17 protein-coding genes are annotated in these 17618 nt (G+C 47.3%); 12 read left to right on the forward strand and 5 right to left on the reverse strand.

Annotated features, from left to right (window positions below):
• The first annotated feature begins 27 nt into the window (after nt 1-27).
• The 4 genes from coaE (at nt 28) to OCV62_RS11920 (ending at nt 3402) form a co-directional block, all read left to right on the forward strand.
• Nucleotides 28-636 carry a dephospho-CoA kinase gene (coaE, locus tag OCV62_RS11905; protein ID WP_262586924.1) on the forward strand — a complete coding sequence of 203 codons (609 nt, stop codon included), beginning with the start codon at nt 28-30 and terminating at the stop codon, nt 634-636.
• Complete coding sequence (locus tag OCV62_RS11910) at nt 633-1430, forward strand: MBL fold metallo-hydrolase (protein WP_262586926.1); 798 nt, start codon at nt 633-635, stop codon at nt 1428-1430. The genes coaE and OCV62_RS11910 overlap by 4 nt, the downstream gene beginning before the upstream one ends.
• Before the next feature lie 128 nt (nt 1431-1558).
• Nucleotides 1559-1831 (forward strand): ACT domain-containing protein, encoded by a 273-nt coding sequence (locus tag OCV62_RS11915; RefSeq protein ID WP_021915617.1) that lies wholly within the window; start codon nt 1559-1561, stop codon nt 1829-1831.
• A 206-nt stretch (nt 1832-2037) separates the two neighbouring features.
• Nucleotides 2038-3402: a PFL family protein gene (locus OCV62_RS11920; RefSeq protein ID WP_021915618.1), complete on the forward strand. Its 1365-nt coding sequence runs from the start codon at nt 2038-2040 to the stop codon at nt 3400-3402.
• 205 nt (nt 3403-3607) lie between these two features.
• Here the strand turns inward: OCV62_RS11920 and OCV62_RS11925 are convergent, their stop codons facing one another.
• The 5 genes from OCV62_RS11925 to OCV62_RS11945 form a co-directional block, all read right to left on the reverse strand.
• Nucleotides 3608-5086 (reverse strand): MFS transporter, encoded by a 1479-nt coding sequence (locus OCV62_RS11925; protein WP_262586928.1) that lies wholly within the window; start codon nt 5084-5086, stop codon nt 3608-3610.
• Nucleotides 5087-5264: 178 nt separating this feature from the next.
• A complete protein-coding gene (locus OCV62_RS11930) occupies nt 5265-6578 on the reverse strand; it encodes a tRNA(Met) cytidine acetate ligase (protein ID WP_262586929.1) in 1314 nt (437 codons plus the stop codon).
• 93 nt (nt 6579-6671) lie between these two features.
• A complete protein-coding gene (locus tag OCV62_RS11935; protein ID WP_262586949.1) occupies nt 6672-7154 on the reverse strand; it encodes a GNAT family N-acetyltransferase in 483 nt (160 codons plus the stop codon).
• 32 nt (nt 7155-7186) lie between these two features.
• Complete coding sequence (locus OCV62_RS11940; protein ID WP_262586931.1) at nt 7187-7750, reverse strand: GNAT family N-acetyltransferase; 564 nt, start codon at nt 7748-7750, stop codon at nt 7187-7189.
• Between the two features lie 34 nt (nt 7751-7784).
• Nucleotides 7785-8216 (reverse strand): class I SAM-dependent methyltransferase, encoded by a 432-nt coding sequence (locus OCV62_RS11945; protein WP_262586932.1) that lies wholly within the window; start codon nt 8214-8216, stop codon nt 7785-7787.
• A 295-nt stretch (nt 8217-8511) separates the two neighbouring features.
• On the opposite strand from OCV62_RS11945, the gene OCV62_RS11950 reads away from it, so the two are divergent.
• The 8 genes from OCV62_RS11950 to OCV62_RS11985 form a co-directional block, all read left to right on the forward strand.
• Nucleotides 8512-10209 (forward strand): coiled-coil domain-containing protein, encoded by a 1698-nt coding sequence (locus OCV62_RS11950; RefSeq protein ID WP_262586933.1) that lies wholly within the window; start codon nt 8512-8514, stop codon nt 10207-10209.
• Between the two features lie 52 nt (nt 10210-10261).
• Entirely contained in the window at nt 10262-11680 is a 1419-nt protein-coding gene (locus tag OCV62_RS11955) for a spore germination protein (protein ID WP_021915626.1), read from the forward strand.
• A 95-nt stretch (nt 11681-11775) separates the two neighbouring features.
• Nucleotides 11776-12927 carry a glycerate kinase family protein gene (locus tag OCV62_RS11960; protein ID WP_262586935.1) on the forward strand — a complete coding sequence of 384 codons (1152 nt, stop codon included), beginning with the start codon at nt 11776-11778 and terminating at the stop codon, nt 12925-12927.
• A gap of 226 nt (nt 12928-13153) precedes the next feature.
• On the forward strand, nt 13154-14371 hold the full coding sequence (locus tag OCV62_RS11965) for a GTP-binding protein (protein ID WP_262586937.1): 1218 nt from the start codon (nt 13154-13156) through the stop codon (nt 14369-14371).
• Nucleotides 14372-14422: 51 nt separating this feature from the next.
• Nucleotides 14423-15352, forward strand: a complete 930-nt coding sequence (locus OCV62_RS11970) for a TIGR03943 family putative permease subunit (RefSeq protein ID WP_021915629.1) — start codon at nt 14423-14425, stop codon at nt 15350-15352.
• A 16-nt stretch (nt 15353-15368) separates the two neighbouring features.
• Nucleotides 15369-16133 carry a YlmH/Sll1252 family protein gene (locus OCV62_RS11975; RefSeq protein ID WP_021915630.1) on the forward strand — a complete coding sequence of 255 codons (765 nt, stop codon included), beginning with the start codon at nt 15369-15371 and terminating at the stop codon, nt 16131-16133.
• A gap of 91 nt (nt 16134-16224) precedes the next feature.
• Nucleotides 16225-16899 (forward strand): IS607 family transposase, encoded by a 675-nt coding sequence (locus OCV62_RS11980; protein ID WP_262586951.1) that lies wholly within the window; start codon nt 16225-16227, stop codon nt 16897-16899.
• On the forward strand, nt 16811-17618 hold an 808-nt coding region (locus OCV62_RS11985; protein ID WP_262586940.1), incomplete at its 3' end, for an RNA-guided endonuclease InsQ/TnpB family protein. The genes OCV62_RS11980 and OCV62_RS11985, both read left to right, overlap by 89 nt.

Raw genomic sequence — 17618 nt, forward strand, 5'->3', positions numbered from 1 at the left:
TCTATTGTCATGAATAAAAGGAACGAAATGATGAAAACAATAGGAATTACCGGCGGGGTTGGTGCCGGAAAATCGAAGATTTTAGCATATATTCAGACACACTGCAACTGCCGGATTTTGCTGGCGGATGAAGCAGCGCATAAGGTTCGTGAGCCGGGAAATCCCTGCTACAACGCCCTCGTCCGGCTTCTGGGAACAGACACGTTGGAAGAGGACGGTCAGATCAACCGGCAGAAAATGGCGGCGAAAATTTTTGCAGACCATAAGTTGCTGGAAGCGATCAATGCGGTCATCCATCCGGCGGTTAAAGCCTATATTTTGCAGGAGATCGAAGCCGAACGCGAAGCTGGAAAAATCGACGCCTTTTTTGTGGAAGCGGCGCTCCTGATTGAGGAAGGCTATGGCGAGCTGCTGGATGAGCTATGGTACATTTTTGCACAAAAAGAAGTACGCAGGAAGCGGCTGATACAGGATCGTGGATATTCCGAAGAAAAGGTAGAACAGATTTTTGCGAGTCAGCTTTCGGAAGAAGAATTTCGATGTCACTGTAAAGTGGTGATTGACAATAGTGCCGACCTGGGGGATACTTACAGACAGATAGACGAAAGATTAAAGGAAGCAGGGCTGAGCAGATGAGATTATGCAGTATTGCCAGCGGAAGCAGCGGAAACTGTATTTATGCGGGAACGGATACGACCCATGTGCTGGTGGATGCAGGCATCAGCGGCAAGCGCGTGGAAAACGGCTTGAACGATATTGGTTTGACAGGACGGGATATTGATGCGATTTTGATCACTCATGAACATATTGACCATATCGCCGGACTTGGTGTTTTAAGCAGACGGTATGGAATTCCGATTTATACGACGGAAAAGACTGCGGACGCGATTCAGGAAACGAAGAGTGTGGGAAAGATCCCGGAAGAGCTTTTTCATCCCGTCTGTGCAGAGGAAGCGTTTACAATTAAGGATCTGACGGTAAATCCGATGCGTATTTCTCACGATGCCGCAGATCCGGTGGGCTATCGTTTTTCTTATGGCAGCAGCCATGCTGCTGTGTGTACAGACCTTGGTACTTATAATGACTACACCGTGGAATGCTTAAAGGGGATGGATGTCCTTTTACTGGAGGCAAATCACGATGTAAATATGCTGCAGGTGGGGAGCTATCCCTATTATCTCAAGCAGCGGATACTCGGAAACCGCGGGCATCTTTCGAATGAAAATTCGGGCAGACTGTTAAGCAGGGTGCTGCATGATAACCTGAAAAAAGTGATCCTGGGACATCTGAGTCAGGAAAACAACCTGCCGGAGCTTGCATATGAGACCGTGCGGATGGAAATTGACCTGGCGGATAATCCGTATCATGGGGGTGATTTCCCGATTCAGGTGGCGAAGCGCAATGAGGTTTCGGAGATGATCTGTTTTTAAAAAAATGAGGAACTGTGAGAGGAGAAAGATTGAAAAATAAAATTTTTCAATCGCGGGATTTGTGTCTGCGCGCACTTGACACAAACTTGACATGCGCAAAAAGCGTGCGCGGAAAAGAGGAGAAAAGCATGAAGAAAAGCATTATCACTGTAGTAGGGAAGGACACTGTCGGAATTATTGCAAGAGTATGTGCATATCTGGCAGATAACAACATCAACATTCTGGATATTTCCCAGACAATTGTGCAGGGATATTTTAATATGATGATGATCGTGGATATGAATAATGTATCCAAGGAGTTCGGAACCATTGCGCAGGAGCTGGATGCGCTCGGAGAGAATATTGGCGTTATTATCAAATGCCAGCGGGAAGAAATTTTTGACCAGATGCACAGAATCTGAGACACCAGTTTACTCGTGGCTTCCTGTGAGCTGATTTCATACTTGCATGAAAATCTGCTTGCAGGAAGGTACGAAGGAAGCGCCAATCCATGAGCAAAAGTAGCGGTGGCGTAGCCAGCGCGGAGAGCATCGAAGATGCGAGTTTGCGAATGGCGCGGTAAACGGCTCAATCACGACAAATACATCTGCGAAATGGAGAAAATAGCATGATCAATATCTATGAAGTAACCGAAACCAATAACATGGTGGAGAAAGAAAATCTGGACGTACGCACCATTACGATGGGAATCAGCCTTTTGGACTGCATCGATTCGGATTTAAACGCATGTCTGGATAAAATTTATAAAAAGATTACCGAATCCGCAAAGGATCTGGTAAAGACCGGCGAAGAGATTGCACAGGAATTCGGCGTGCCGATTGTAAACAAGCGTATTTCCGTGACTCCAATTGCGCTGGTCGGCGGTGCCGCATGTAAGACGCCGGAGGATTTTGCAAAGATCGCAGAAGTGATGGATAAAGCTGCCCACGAGGTAGGCGTAAACTTTATCGGCGGTTATTCTGCGTTGGTGAATAAAGGCATGACCCATGCGGATGAGCTTTTAATCCGTTCGATTCCGATGGCACTGTCCAGAACTGAAAATGTCTGCAGCTCTGTCAACGTCGGTTCCACCCGCTGCGGTATCAACATGGATGCTGTCCGACTGCTGGGCGAAATCATCAAAGAGACGGCGGAGTACACAAAGGAGCAGGATTCCTTAGGCTGTGCAAAGCTGGTGGTATTCTGCAATGCGCCGGACGATAACCCGTTCATGGCGGGCGCGTTCCACGGCGTGACAGAGGCTGACCGTATCATCAATGTCGGCGTCAGCGGTCCCGGTGTTGTAAAGACTGCACTGGAATCCGTGCGCGGCGAGAGCTTTGAGGTGCTCTGCGAGACGATCAAAAAGACCGCATTCAAGGTTACGAGAGTCGGTCAGCTGGTGGCAAAAGAGGCTTCGAAGCGGTTAAAGGTTCCCTTCGGTATTGTCGATCTTTCGCTGGCTCCGACGCCTGCAATCGGCGACTCTGTTGCAGATATTTTATGTGAAATCGGTCTGGAGCATGCCGGCGCACCTGGAACGACGGCAGCCCTTGCCCTGTTAAATGATCAGGTGAAAAAAGGCGGCGTTATGGCATCTTCCTATGTTGGCGGCTTGAGCGGGGCATTCATTCCGGTCAGTGAAGACCAGGGTATGATCGATGCGGTGACAGCAGGTGCGCTGACACTGGAAAAGCTCGAGGCGATGACCTGTGTCTGCTCTGTAGGCCTTGACATGATCGCGATTCCCGGAGACACAAAGGCAACTACGATTTCCGGCATCATTGCGGATGAAATGGCGATCGGTATGATCAATAACAAGACAACCGCTGTTCGCCTGATCCCCGTTATCGGTAAGGGTGTTGGCGAAACCGTTGAGTTTGGCGGACTGCTGGGCTATGCGCCGATTATGCCGGTCAACCAGTTCAGCTGTGACGCATTTGTAAACCGCGGCGGACGGATTCCTGCGCCGATCCATAGCTTCAAGAACTAAGCGGTATCGTAGCAGGAGCAGGACGAATTCTGAAAAAATATAAACAATAGAATGCACGCTCTGCGAGCATTCTATTGTCATGAATGAAAAAGACCGTCGGTTTTGCAGAGCCTTGGGAAGGCGCGAACCGACGGTCTTTTGGATTTTTTGGAAAGAATTTTGTTTCACAGTTTTTCGCCTGTGGCAGGGAGGGAAAGCAATAGCTTTATGCAGCGTGCCGCTTTTCCAGTTCGACACAGATGCGGTCGTATTCTGTTTCGTCCAGAATATATTTTTTCTTATAAAGGAAGTAGGACAGAAGCATCATCGCGCAGGGCAGCAGGGACATGCACAGCAAAAGTCCGGTGCTCTGCAGCGAGGTCGTGCTGGAGAGCACGCCGGAAATTAAGTCGAGCTTTTCACTTTCGGTAATCAACCCCTGGGTGCACTGCTGTTCCAGCGAAGAAATCTGGTTGGTATAGCTGGTAACGTCGAACAGCAGATAGGTTGCAGATGTCAGGACAGCGGTCAGTGCGGAGGCAAGCTTTGTGATGAATGGGCGAAGGGAAGCGATGACGGCTTCATCCCTCGTTTCGAATTTGTACTCATTATATTCCACCGTATTGAGGATGGAGATCATCATAATCAGGTAATAGCAATACTGACCGAAATTGGAGAGCATGTAGCCTAACACGAGCAGGGCAAAGCCGAGGGTGCCGGTCTTTGCCAGGAAGCCGGAGATCAGGAGGAACGCGTAGCCGATCACCGCGATGATTGCCATGATGGACATCAGCTGTTTGCGCGGGCATTTGCGGGAAATGGCAGGGTAGAAGACCATCAGAAATGCGGTTGCGGACATGCCGACCATTGTGAACAGGGAATATAGACCGCCTTCATAGCCGAACGTCAGATAAATATAGGTAGATCCCAGTCCGCCGACGATCAGTCCATTACCGATCTGCTGCAGCAAAAAGATGACTGCGATCCAGACTAACTGATCGTTGCGCAGGATAGTCTGGATGATTTCGCGGAAGCGGAAGCGTTCCTGCTTCGCTGCGGGAGGGTCACGGCGTTCGCGTACACCGAAGATTGTGATGCTCAAAAACAGAGGCGCTAAAATCGCAATGATCAGGGCGATGCGTCCATAGGCGGTAAAGGAACTTCCGCCGATGGCATTTTTGCCGGTAGAAAAGACTGGAATCAGGATAGAAGCCAGCGTAGAACCGATTCCTGCAAACAGCGTAGCACGGGAGGTAAACTGATTGCGTGCGTTGGCATCGGAGCCGAGCGCCGGAATCATACCCCAGTAGGAAATATCGTTCATGGTATAGGTGATGCTGAACAAAAAATAAAGGATACCGAACAGGCAGACGAAGCTCCAACCGTGCAGGTCTGTATTGAAAAACAGATAAATGACGACGGAGGTGGATAAAACGCCGATTGTCAGCCAGGGTTTAAATTTGCCGAAACGGGAATGGGTGTGTTCGATGATGCTTCCCATGATCGGGTCGTTTAGTGCGTCAAAAATCCGGGCAGCGACCATAATTGCGGTGATCGCGGTCAGCTGTGCGGCGTTTAACGAGCGGGTAAATAAAACGAAAGTCAGAAGAAAGCTGTTGATCAGGGCGTAGACAGCATCTCTTCCGACCGTCCCGAGGGGGAACAGAAGTAGGTTTCGTTTTTGGTACTTTTGCTGTTCGTTCATGGATTTTTCCTCCGTTTTTTATTCTGTTTTCATTATATTGCGATTTAAAACAGGATGCAACAGAGAAAAATGGCGAATTCCGGAGAGTGGGAAATGAGATTGTCGGAGGATGCGGCAGGGTGGTACAGCGTGCTGTAAAACGCGGGCACTGCAGCGGCAGCGCAGTCTTGTTGTCTGACTACAGCAGAATCAGTTGGCGTGTATACTCGTGAACCGGCAGCTGCCCGGTTTTTGCGCAGCGTGCAGTTTGCGTCAGATGTGCAGCGAGCACATCCTTTTCATAGAGGGCGAGTGCTTCCGGAGAAAGGCTGCGGGCTGCAGCAGCGGGGCGGGAGATGAGCGGAATGTTGCTGTTTTTCTTGAGCACGGACAGCAGGGGAGACGCACTCTTACGAAAACCAAGAATCCGGGCGTAAGGTGTATAGTCGTTATCGCGGGCAGCAAGGAGCATTTCCTGCGAAACAGAGAGCAGAATCCGACACAGACAGCGGCTGATTTTGCTGTAGGTGATTTCGCGGGTCTTGAGTCTTGTGCAGAGATCGTCCCAGTCGGTAAAGGAAAGGCGGTTCGCCTCGAGCTTGTCGGCAAGCTCTTTTCCGACCTCAGCATACGTCCCAAAGGAACCCGGAGCGGCAGTGAGCAGTCGATAGTGCAATGGACTGGATAAGTCATTGGAGAATAAAAACGTGTTCTGCGATAAAACTTCCTCCCAGAGCGGCAGCAGGGGCTGCAGTTCGGGATAGCACTGCAGCTGCGACAAAAGAGCCTGCTTCCCTTGTTTGGCGAGCAGACTGCGCAGCGCGGATGCAGAGGGAAAGTCTGCTGCACCGCCGAGCGGATCGTGATAGCCGCTGCCAACGCGCGAGATCGTGAACGGGCGGATGGAGCTGTTTCGCCGCAGCAGCGCCAAGGTGTATTCCAATCCCAGAAGGTTGTTGGGGGAAGAAAGCAGGGCAACAATCTGTTCTGCTGTGGAATTGTTGTCGGGGCAGGCTGTTGATGGCATATCTTTTGCCATATCGAGGCATAAAAGCAGCGCCTGCTGGCGTGCGGCAGGGAAAGATAGCCCGGATTTTAATGCTTTTTTCAAAGCATTGGAAAAAGCAGCAGATTCGCACTGCAGCAGAGTTGCCGTTTTTTTAAATAAGGAAATGTCGCCGGATTCGCTGCCAAAGCAAAGAACGTCCACGCAGCCGAGCTTGTCCAGCAGGGAAACTGCCCCGGCGGCAAAATCCCCGGCGCTTCCGGTGGCGAAGCAGACGGGCAGCTCAATCACAACGTCTGCTCCGGCAAGCAGCGCCATCCGGGTACGGGTATACTTGTCCAGAAGCGCCGGAGCGCCCCGCTGGACAAAGCTGCCGCTCATGACTGCGATCAGATAGTCCGCGCCGGTTTGCTTCCGCGTCTGTTCCATATGGTAAATATGTCCCGGGTGAAGCGGGTTGTATTCTACGATGATGCCTGTTGTTTTCAAAGTGATAAATACCTCCATGTGCACGGGTTCTTAACGTTCTGAGAACTTTTTTCTTTTTTTACTTCCACAGGTTCAAGTTTATTTTTCTGTTTTTAATATCCGATTTCCGAATTATAGCTGTATCTCTAACTCCAAGCAATCCCATTCTTCGCCTAATACCTGATACTTTTCCATTTCATCTAATGCTACATCCTGAAATCCTGTGGTCTTGTAACAATAATATGCAGGATCATTATTACGGAAAACACCTAATGTAACCTTCTTTGCGCCAAAGATTTCTTTTGCATAGAGTAATCCTAACTGAAGCATTTGTTTTCCATAGCCTTTCCCCCTTTTGTTTGCATCAACGATAACAAAGCCAAATCTTAATTCATCAAATGACGCTGTTGGTCTTCTCATTGTAAAAAATCCAACCACATCGTTATCATCTATCGCTGTAAAAGCCATCAAATCACTTACGGAATGAAATTGCTCAAGCGATAACGGGTATGTTCCCAGTACGCCTGCTGTCCATTTATAAAATGCCTTTTCATCTTTTGCCCAGGAAAGTATTGTTTCAGCATCTTTTATATGATAAGGTCTTAGTCTTAACATCATTTTCCCCTTTCTGCAAAACTGGAAGTTGTCTAATTCTTTTTTAAGGGATTATCTAATACATAATACAAAGAAATATACTCATGTCCATCTCTTGCAATTTGGGTATTTTCCTTTACAAAGCGGAAACCACTTTTTTCAATAACTCTTTTTGATTGACTATTTATAACAAAATGGCTACACATTAAGTAATAATAATTTTCTTGTTCAAAGCAGAATTTAATTACTCTATTAACAGCTTCTGGCATTAAACCTTTTCCCCAATACTCTTTACTTAATACATATCCTAGTTCTCTTCCTACTAAATTCTCATACTCATCACGCAACAAAAGACTAAGCGTTTCAAGTCCTAATGAACCTATTACCTTATGATTTTCTTTCAATTCTAAAGCAAAGGTCATTTTCTCATTAATAAACATCTCCAAAATGGTTTTTGATTCTTGAATTGATGTATGTGGATTCCATCCAGCCATTTGACCTACTCCATCAACTTTTGCATACTCAAAAAAGTCTTCTAAATCCATTTCACTCCATTCTCTAATGATTAGTCTATCTGTTTCAAGCACAACACCTGTTAAATCAACATTTGCATTCATAAATCTATCACTCCTCAATCAACTCCCGATTGTTCTATGATACGATAAACATGCCATATTCTTTTGGCACGTTTAAAATTCCATTTGTAGTATGAGCGGTCAAAATATCTTTTTTAGCCTGTTTGGGAATGCCGGTGATCGACGTCATACTGGAAAGAGAATAAAGATATTCGATTATGTCATCGATATTGCTTTTGGCAGCTGCGATCATCGCTTTTGAAAAATCTGAAAGAGTCAGCCTGGAACACAGACGGATCAAATCTTCTTTGTTTTTCCACATATCGCCTGTCCCGCAGCCTAATTCCAAAATGCGCATTCCGGGGGCAATTTTATAATTGGAAAAAATCCAGTTTCCGAATCCCATCTTGTTTGTCGAATATTTATCATGAATGGTAATTCTCGTTTGCAAATTGGTTGCTGTAGCATACCGCTGTTCCACAACGGACCTATCATTCAGCTGATCCATACATAACCTCGCTTTGATTTCCTGTTTTTGATCCTGGTATTTACAAAACAGTATAACATAAAATAAAGGCACATGGGAAGCTGCGGAAAGCATTGAAGATGCAGCTTGGCGAATGGTGTAGATGAACGATAACCTAAAATAGCAAAAAGAAGTTTTAACGGAAAGATCTTGTGCTGCTTCATATAGATTTTTCTGTTTTGAGTATGGTATACTGTAAGAGTATGTGAGAAAACTTAGCCTTCTTATATATTTTTAACGAACTAAAAATTTATTTTATATAGAGAGGGATCGGCAGATGGGAAATAAGGAATTATTTAAAACAGTTTTATTCGGCGGATTTCAAAAAGAAGAAGTATGGAACTACATGCAGGAGGTTGAGGCGGAGATAGAAGGGGGACGCCAGGTTGCGGAACGCGCACAGCAGGAATATGCGCAGCAGCTGGAAGAGGAAAACCTGATGCGGCAGAAACTGAGCCAGCAGCTTTCGGATGAACAGGAACGCACGGAGAAGCTGGAAGAAGAAAAGAATGCGATGGAGTCGGAACTTGGCACACTGCAAGCAGAAGCAGAAAGTCTGCGCGCAGAAAAAGCAGAACTGCAGACCGAGCTGAACAAGCTGCAGGAAGAAAAGATCGGGCTGGAAGCGGCAGTTGAAACCTTAAATACAGAAAAAGCCGGACAGCAGGCAGAAATGGAAGCGCTGCAGAAGGAAAAGGACGAATTACAGACAAGGGCGGAATCCTTACAGACGGAGAAGGAAGAGGCTTTGGAGGAGCTGGAAAATCTGCGGATAGCGCAGACAAAAATTCAGGCAGAGGCAGAAAGCCTACGTACAGAAAAAGCAGAGCTGCAGACCGAGCTGAACAAGCTGCAGGAAGAAAAGATCGGGCTGGAAGCGGCAGTTGAAACCTTAAATACAGAAAAAGCCGGACAGCAGGCAGAAGTTGAAGGGCTGCAGAAGGCAAAGGACGAATTACAGGCAAGAACAGAAGTTTTAGAAGCTGAGAAAGAGAAAGCTTTGTCAGAGCTGAAAAGTCTGAGGACTGAGAAAGTCAAACTGGAAACCGAAGCAGAAAAATTGCGTGCAGAGCAGCAGGAATTGAAAGCGGAAGCTGACGATCTGAGTGTCCAGCTGGAAACGCAGCAACTTGCGCTTGCAAAGGAGAAAGAACACACTGCAGCACGGCTGGCAGAATGGAAGAGCCGGGAGGATAGCCTGAAAACAGAATTAAAGCGCAAAAAGGCAGAGGCTCAGACGATTTTCCAGAAACAACAGCAGGAGATTCGGCAGTTAAAACAGCAGTTGGCAGCTTTAAAGTCAGATCATGCAAGAAGTGCAGGACAGAGTAGCCTGGACGGCTTGAAGAATGGTCTGGGACAGATGTTCTTTAAGGTTACAGGAAATGCAGGCAGAAATAGTGCTGGAAAACGCAGCGAAGCGATGCGGCAGTGGGACGCAGACAGCTACAGCGAAGAAAGAACGCAGTGGGGATATGCAGAAAATCCTAGCCGTGCCGAAAAAACGCAGGGACAAGCAGATGACTACAGGGAAAAATCGCAGGAAATCGTAAAAACGGACTATGCGAGTCAAAAAAACGATACGGCAGTCACAGAGCAGGGCGCGCCCGCTGCAGGGCAGAACATGACCGTTACGGCTGCAGTCCACCCTGCGTCCGACACAATTTCCGATGTCGCACTCGACACCACATCTGATACAGTTCTGGCGCCCACCGCACCGAATGAAAATAACTTGACTGATACGGTCAATAAGACGACCGACGACGCGATCGAAGAAGCTGCAAAAGCCTGCGAGGACATGCAGGCGGCACAGGAAGCCAAAACGCAGGATCCAGAGAATGTGGATGCGCAGCAAAAGCAGCAGGAAAAAGATACTTATTATAAAGAGCATGTGAATACGGTCAACGAGACGATCGCCCGGGCGCAGGAGCGGATTGCAAAAATGCTTCAGGAGCTTCAGACAGAGGTAGAATAAAAGGGAACCCTTTTGGACAGACTAAAGCAAAAAATCCGGGAGGAAGATTTCCATGACGATGAAAAAAGTGAGCGGCGATCTGGCGAAGAACAGAGACTATCTGGATCGACAGCTGGGCGTTGGGGAAAGCTTTGACGTATTGTACCGAAATGTGGAGATCGGGAAGAAAAATGCAGCGCTGTATATGATCGACGGATTCTGTAAAGATGAAGTGATGCAGAAGCTGCTGCAGCATTTTATCGGAATCACGAAAGAGCAGATGCCGGAGGACGCGGCAGAGATGAGCAGGCAGCTTGTGCCTTATGGAGAGGTCGATCTATGCGACGATCTGGATGAAATCTGCAGGCAGGTGATGTCCGGCGTGACCGCCCTGCTGTTGGAGGGATATGAGCAGGGCATTTTGATCGATGCCAGAACCTATCCGGCGCGAAGTGTCGGTGAGCCGGAAAAGGATAAGGTGCTGCGCGGTTCGAAGGACGGTTTTGTGGAAACCATTGTCTTTAACACAGCGCTGATCCGCCGCAGGATCCGAAGCACACAGCTGAGGATGGAAATGCTGCAGGCAGGAAAAACGTCCCACACTGACATCGTTTTGTGCTATATGGAGGATCGGGTAGATCAGCAGTTCCTTGAAAAGATCCGAAACCGGATTCAGAACCTGCAGGTGGATGCGCTGACGCTGAACCAGGAAAGCCTTGCGGAGTGCCTGTATCAGGGACGTTGGTGGAATCCGTTTCCGAAGTTCCGATTTTCTGAACGTCCGGACACCGCGGCGGCACAGGTGTTGGAGGGAAATATCATCATTCTGGTGGACAACTCGCCGTCGGCGCTGATCACACCGACCTCCCTGTTTGACGTGCTGGAGGAAGCGGACGATTATTATTTTCCGCCGATCACGGGAACGTATCTGAGACTGTCGCGCCTGCTGATCGCCATTGTAACGTATTTTCTGACTCCGACGTTTCTTTTGTTGATGGAATATCCACAGTGGATTCCCAAAGGCTTTGAGTTCATCGCAGTGCGGGATACGGTCTATATTCCGCTGATCTGGCAGCTTTTATTGCTGGAGCTTGCAATTGACGGTCTGAAGCTTGCGGCGGTCAACACCCCGAATATGCTCAGTACGCCGCTGTCGGTCATGGCGGCGTTGGTTTTGGGAGAGTTCAGTGTAAAGAGTGGGTGGTTTAATAGTGAGGTCATGTTGTACATGGCATTCGTCGCAGTCGCCAACTACACACAGAACAGCCTGGAGCTTGGCTATGCGCTGAAATTTATGCGGATTATCAATTTGGTGCTGACGGCAATTTTTGGCGTCTGGGGATATGTTGGAGGAATCGTGATTCTGGCGGTTTCTCTGTTGTTTAACCGGACGGTGAGCAGCAGAAGCTATCTGTATCCACTGGTGCCGTTTCATGGAAAACAGCTCGGGCATCAGTTGTTTCGGACAAGGCTGCCGGCGGCAAGAAAATAGACCTGGCGCAAGGATGGAAAAAAAAAGCAGCACTGACAGCGCTTGTGAGAAAATGGTGCGAAGAAAAGGATAATGCAGTCAGGATGGAGTCCAGGATGAAAACAGTAATTGCAATCGATTCTTTTAAAGGAAGCATGACTTCGATGGAGGCTGGAAACGCGGCGGCAGCAGGCGTGAAAGCAGTTTTCCCGGACGCTGAGATCGTCGTGCGTCCGCTGGCGGACGGCGGGGAAGGCACGGTGGAAGCATTGACAACCGGAATGGGCGGACGCATGGAAACAGCGCTGGTAAGCGACCCGCTCGGCAGGAAAATTTCAGCGTCCTACGGTATTTTGGAAAAAAATAAAACAGCGGTAATAGAAATGGCGGCAGCTGCAGGGCTGCCGTTACTTTCCAAAGAAGAACGCAATCCGCTACATACAACGACCTACGGCGTTGGGGAGCTGATCCGGGATGCGATTCGGAAAGGCTGCAGGCATTTTATTGTCGGGATCGGCGGCAGTGCGACAAACGACGGCGGAGTTGGGATGCTTTCGGCGCTTGGATTTGAATTTCTGGATAAAAGTGGTCAGCCGGTGCGAAACGGGGCGGCCGGGTTAGCCGATCTTGCGGAAATTCGGAGTGGACATGTACTGCCGGTTTTAAAGGAGTGCACGTTTCGGGTTGCCTGTGACGTGGAAAATTCCCTCTGCGGAGAGCTTGGCTGCAGCAGCGTATTCGGACCGCAAAAGGGTGCTGATAAAAAGAGCATCCGGCAGATGGATCAATGGCTCTTTTCCTATGCACAGCTGACGAAAGAGCACTTTCTACAGGCAGATGAAAATTGTCCGGGTGCGGGTGCCGCTGGCGGTCTTGGGTTTGCATTCCAGAGCTACTTAGGTGCGCGGCTCGAGCCGGGAATCCGGATTGTATTGGAAGAGACCGGGCTGGAACGCGAGATGGCGGACGCGGATTTTGTCCTTACCGGAGAGGGCAGGATGGACGAACAGACTGCGATGGGGAAAGCCCCTGTAGGCGTGGCAAAGCTCGCGAAAAAGCATGGCTGTACGGTGATCGCTTTTGCCGGAGCACTGCAGGAGGGCTTTACAGTCTGCCATGAGATCGGAATCGACGCAGCGTTTTGCATTCAGAAAAGGGCAGTCAGCCTGGAAGAGGCGATGGATCGGGACGCTGCGATGCAAAATCTGACGGATACCTGCAAAGAGGCGTTCCGGCTGGTGAAAGCTGTCGTGGGTGTTCCACAATGAGACAGCATTCTATGTCCCATAATGAGGTGTTGACAATTATCCCGTTTTAGCGCAGAATATAAGGATGACTGGTTAGGAATGACGAATCCTGTAGAAAGCAGTCAAAGCAAAGAAACAGAGATTTAAGATTGAAAAATAAAATTTTTCAATCGCGAGATTTGTGTCTGCGCGCACTTGACACAAACTCGGCATGCGCAAAAAGCGTGCGCAGAAATGAGAGGAAAACATGACAAAAATAGATATTGTATCCGGCTTCCTTGGAGCCGGTAAGACAACCCTGATCAAGAAGCTGTTAAAGGAAGCGCTGGCAGGAACCCAGACCGTCCTGATCGAAAACGAATTCGGTGAAATTGGTATCGACGGAGGATTTTTAAAGGACGCTGGAATCGAAATCAAAGAAATGAATTCCGGCTGTATCTGCTGCTCCCTGGTAGGCGATTTCGGAACTTCTTTAAAGGAAGTTTTAAACACCTATCATCCCGACCGTATTCTGATCGAGCCCTCCGGCGTCGGCAAGCTTTCTGACGTTATGAAAGCAGTCCAGAATGCGGGACTTGGCACAGAGGTTGAGTTAAACAGCGCGGTTGCTGTCGTAGACGCTTCCAAGTGCAAAATGTATATCAAGAACTTCGGTGAGTTCTTCATCAACCAGATTGAGCACGCCGGAACGATTATTTTAAGCCGTACAGACGTTGCATCCGAAGAAAAGGTAAAACAGGCGGTAGAGCTGATCCGGGAGCACAATGAGAAAGCAACCATTATTACAACACCGCTGGCACAGCTGGAAGGCAAGGAGATTCTTGCTACTATTGAGGGGGCAAAGGATCTGGAAGCAGAGCTGATGGAGCAGGTAAAGGCAATGCATGACGATCATGAGCACCACCATCACCATGAAGAGGACGAAGACGAACACGAGCATTGCAGCCATCATCACCATGATGAGGAGGAAGATGAACACGATCATGAGCACCACCATCACCATGATGAGGAGGAAGACGAACACGAGCATTGCTGCCATCATCACCATGATGAGGAGGAAGATGAACACGAGCATTGCTGCCATCATCACCATGATGAGGACGAAGACGAACATGAGCATCATCATGAGCACGACGAAAACTGCACCTGCGGCTGTCACGATCATGACCACCACCATCACCATCATGCCGATGAAATCTTCACCAGCTGGGGCTTTGAAACTCCTGCAACCTACACGACAGAAGAGGTTGAGGGCTTCTTAAAAGAGCTGGACAACGAAGAAAAGTACGGCATCGTTCTGCGTGCAAAGGGTATGATTCCGGCAGCAGACGGCACATGGATTTATTTCGACTATGTTCCCGAAGAGAGCAATGTGCGTGCTGGTAAACCTGATGTAACCGGTAAGATTTGCGTCATCGGTTCGAAGCTAAAGGAAGCAGAGTTGGAAAACCTGTTCAGAAAATAATAGAATGCTCTGGGAGCATTCTATTATCAAGAATAAAAAGAGGAGAACTGTATGAAGCCGGTTTATATTATCAACGGATTTTTAGGGAGCGGGAAGACAGAGTTCATTAACTTTACACTGGATCAGCCGTATTTCCAGAGCTCCGGCAAAACCCTGCTTCTGCTGTGCGAGGAGGGAGAGGAAGAATACGACCCTTACGTTTTAAAGCGCAGCAAGACGATCGTGGAAACCATCGAGGAAGAGGCGGATTTTACTCCGGAAAAGATGGTCGAGCTGGAAAAGAAGTATCATCCGGAGCGCATTATCATAGAATATAACGGTATGTGGAAGTTCCGCGACCTGCGCCTGCCGTGGCACTGGAAGGTGGAGCAGCAGATCACAACGATCGATGCATCCACCTTCCCTATGTATTTTACGAATATGAAATCCATGGTTTCGGACATGATCCGCAAATCCGAAATGATTATCTTCAACCGCTGTGATGGTATCGAAGACCTCAATACCTATAAGAGAAATGTCAAGGCACTCAACCAGACTGCAGAGATTATTTTCGAGGATCAGGATGGGGAAATCGACGAGATTATGGAAGAGGATCTCCCATATGACTTAAAGGCGGATAAAATCGTGCTGGATGACAATACCTACGGCATCTGGTATCTGGACAGTCTGGATCATGTGGATCGCTATGTCGGCAAGACGATCGAGTTTATCGGCATGGTGATGAAGCCGGAGGAATTCCCGAAAGGCTATTTTGTGCCCGGACGTATGGCAATGACCTGCTGTGCAGAGGATATGACCTTCCTCGGCTTTGCGTGCGTTTACGATAAGATCGATCTGTATCAGGAACGCGACTGGGTAAAAGTGACCGCAGTAGTCAAAAAAGAATATTTTGCGGATTATGAAGGCGAAGGTCCTGTGCTGTACGCAGAGTCTGTGACAAAGGCAAAACAGCCTAAAGAGCCGGTTATCAGCTTTACCTGATCGGCAGGAAACGGTTATGGCAGAGAGGGATAAGGAACTGCAGCTTTTGGAGAAGCGGTTTGCAGAGCTTGCAGACCGCGCCTGGCAGCAGAATCTGTTTGTTTTTACCGGCTTTTTATCGCTGGCAGAGCAGGAGGTGCTCTGGAGAAGCGCTGCAAAGGCAGGAGTACATATCGAATTATACGGCGGAATGGATGGTGCAGAGCGGTGTATGGGCAGGTTCGGAGATCCGGAGGAATTCGGATATGAAGAGCCGTTTCCGATCTGTGCGGTAAAAATCGAGCCGCTGGCGGAAAAATTTGCGGAAAATTTCAGCCACAGGGATTTTATGGGCGCGATTCTAAATCTTGGGATCGACCGGAGCACGATCGGGGATATCTGTGTGGAGGGCAAATGCGCGTATGTGTTCTGTACGTCTGCGATGTCTGTATTTTTACAGGAAACTCTCGAACAGGTGCGCCATACAAAGGTGCGTTGCGTGCCGGTAGAAAAGCTGGAGGCGTTGCCGGAGAAAAAACTTTCTTACCGGGAAGAGCATGTGGCGAGCCTGCGCTGCGACGGAATTGTGAGCGCGGTCTGGAGACTGTCGCGCAGCCAGGGGCAGACGCTTTTTTCACAGAAAAAGGTCTTTGTCAACGGGAGGTTGACGGAAAACGGCAGCCAGATGTTAAAGGACGGGGACACGGTATCGGTCAGAGGTTTCGGAAAATTTATTTTCCGGGGTGAAAAAAACACAACCAAAAAGGGACGGCTTGTGATCGGAGCCGATCTTTTTGTATAGGAGGAAACTTTAAGTACTCGAAATCACCATCAATAGTGATTAAATGTGTTAAAATATACTCATGGAGGGCATTGCTATGAACACATCTAATATCACTAATTACAAACCAAAAGATTTTGCTGAATTATTGGGTGTCTCTGTCAAAACGTTACAACGCTGGGATAGAGAGGGGATTCTAAAAGCAAATCGAACTCCAACTGATAGGCGTTATTATACTTATGATCAATATCTTCAGTTTAAGGGCATAAATACTGAAAACGATAATCGTCAGATTGTTATTTATGCCAGAGTATCTACAAGAAACCAAAAAGATGATTTACAAAACCAAGTAATTTTTTTACGTCAGTTTTACAATGCTAAAGGTATCATTGTAGATCAATGTATTGAAGATTATGGAAGTGGGCTTAACTACAATCGTAAAAAGTGGAATCAATTATTAGATGAAGTAATGGAACAAAAAATCAAAACTATTATAGTTACACATAAAGATAGATTTGTCAGATTTGGCTATGATTGGTTTGAAAAATTCTGTATGAAGTTTAATACAACCATAGTGGTAGTGAATAATGAAGAACTATCACCGCAAGAAGAACTTGTACGGGATATTGTATCCATACTTCACGTTTTTTCTTGTAGATTGTACGGCCTTCGTAAGTATAAAAAACAAATAGAAGGGGATGCGGAAATTGCTAAAGAGCTTCAAAACGGAAATAAATCCGACAGTCGAGCAAAAAATCAAGATCAACAAGACTATTGGCACTTGTAGATACGTCTACAACTTCTATCTCGGTCACAACAAAGCTTTATACGATAAGGGTGAAAAGTTTATGACCGGCAAGAGTTTTAGCGTATGGCTCAATAATGAGTACATTCCTAATAATCCTGATAAAATATGGATCAAAGAAGCATATTCAAAAGCTGTAAAAAAATCTATTGAAGATGGATGTACTGCATTTATAAGATTTTTTAAACACCAAAGTGCTTTTCCTAATTTCAAAAGGAAAGGTAAGTCTGATGTAAAAATGTATTTCGTAAAGAATAATCCTAAAGATTGTAGATGCGAGAGACATAGGTTAAACATACCCACTTTAGGTTGGATACGCATGAAAGAAAAAGGCTATATACCAACAACGAAAGACGGATGGAAAATCAAAAGCGGTACAGTATCCATCAAAGCAGACAGATATTATGTGTCAGTTCTTGTAGAAATTCCCGATGCTAAGATTGCTAATAATAGCAATGACGGTATAGGAATTGACCTGGGTTTGAAAGACCTGGCGATTGTTTCTAATGGTAAAACTTATAAAAATATCAATAAGTCAGCAAGAGTTAAAAAATTGGAAAAGAAATTGCGCAGAGAACAAAGATGTCTCTCACGCAAGTATGAAAATTCAAAGAAAGGAGAGTCCACTCAAAAGAATATACAAAAGCAAAAGCTCAAAGTGCAAAGACTTCATCATAAAATAGATAATATCCGTACTGATT

Source organism: Gallintestinimicrobium propionicum (genome assembly GCF_025567525.1).
Lineage (GTDB): Bacteria > Bacillota > Clostridia > Lachnospirales > Lachnospiraceae > Gallintestinimicrobium > Gallintestinimicrobium propionicum.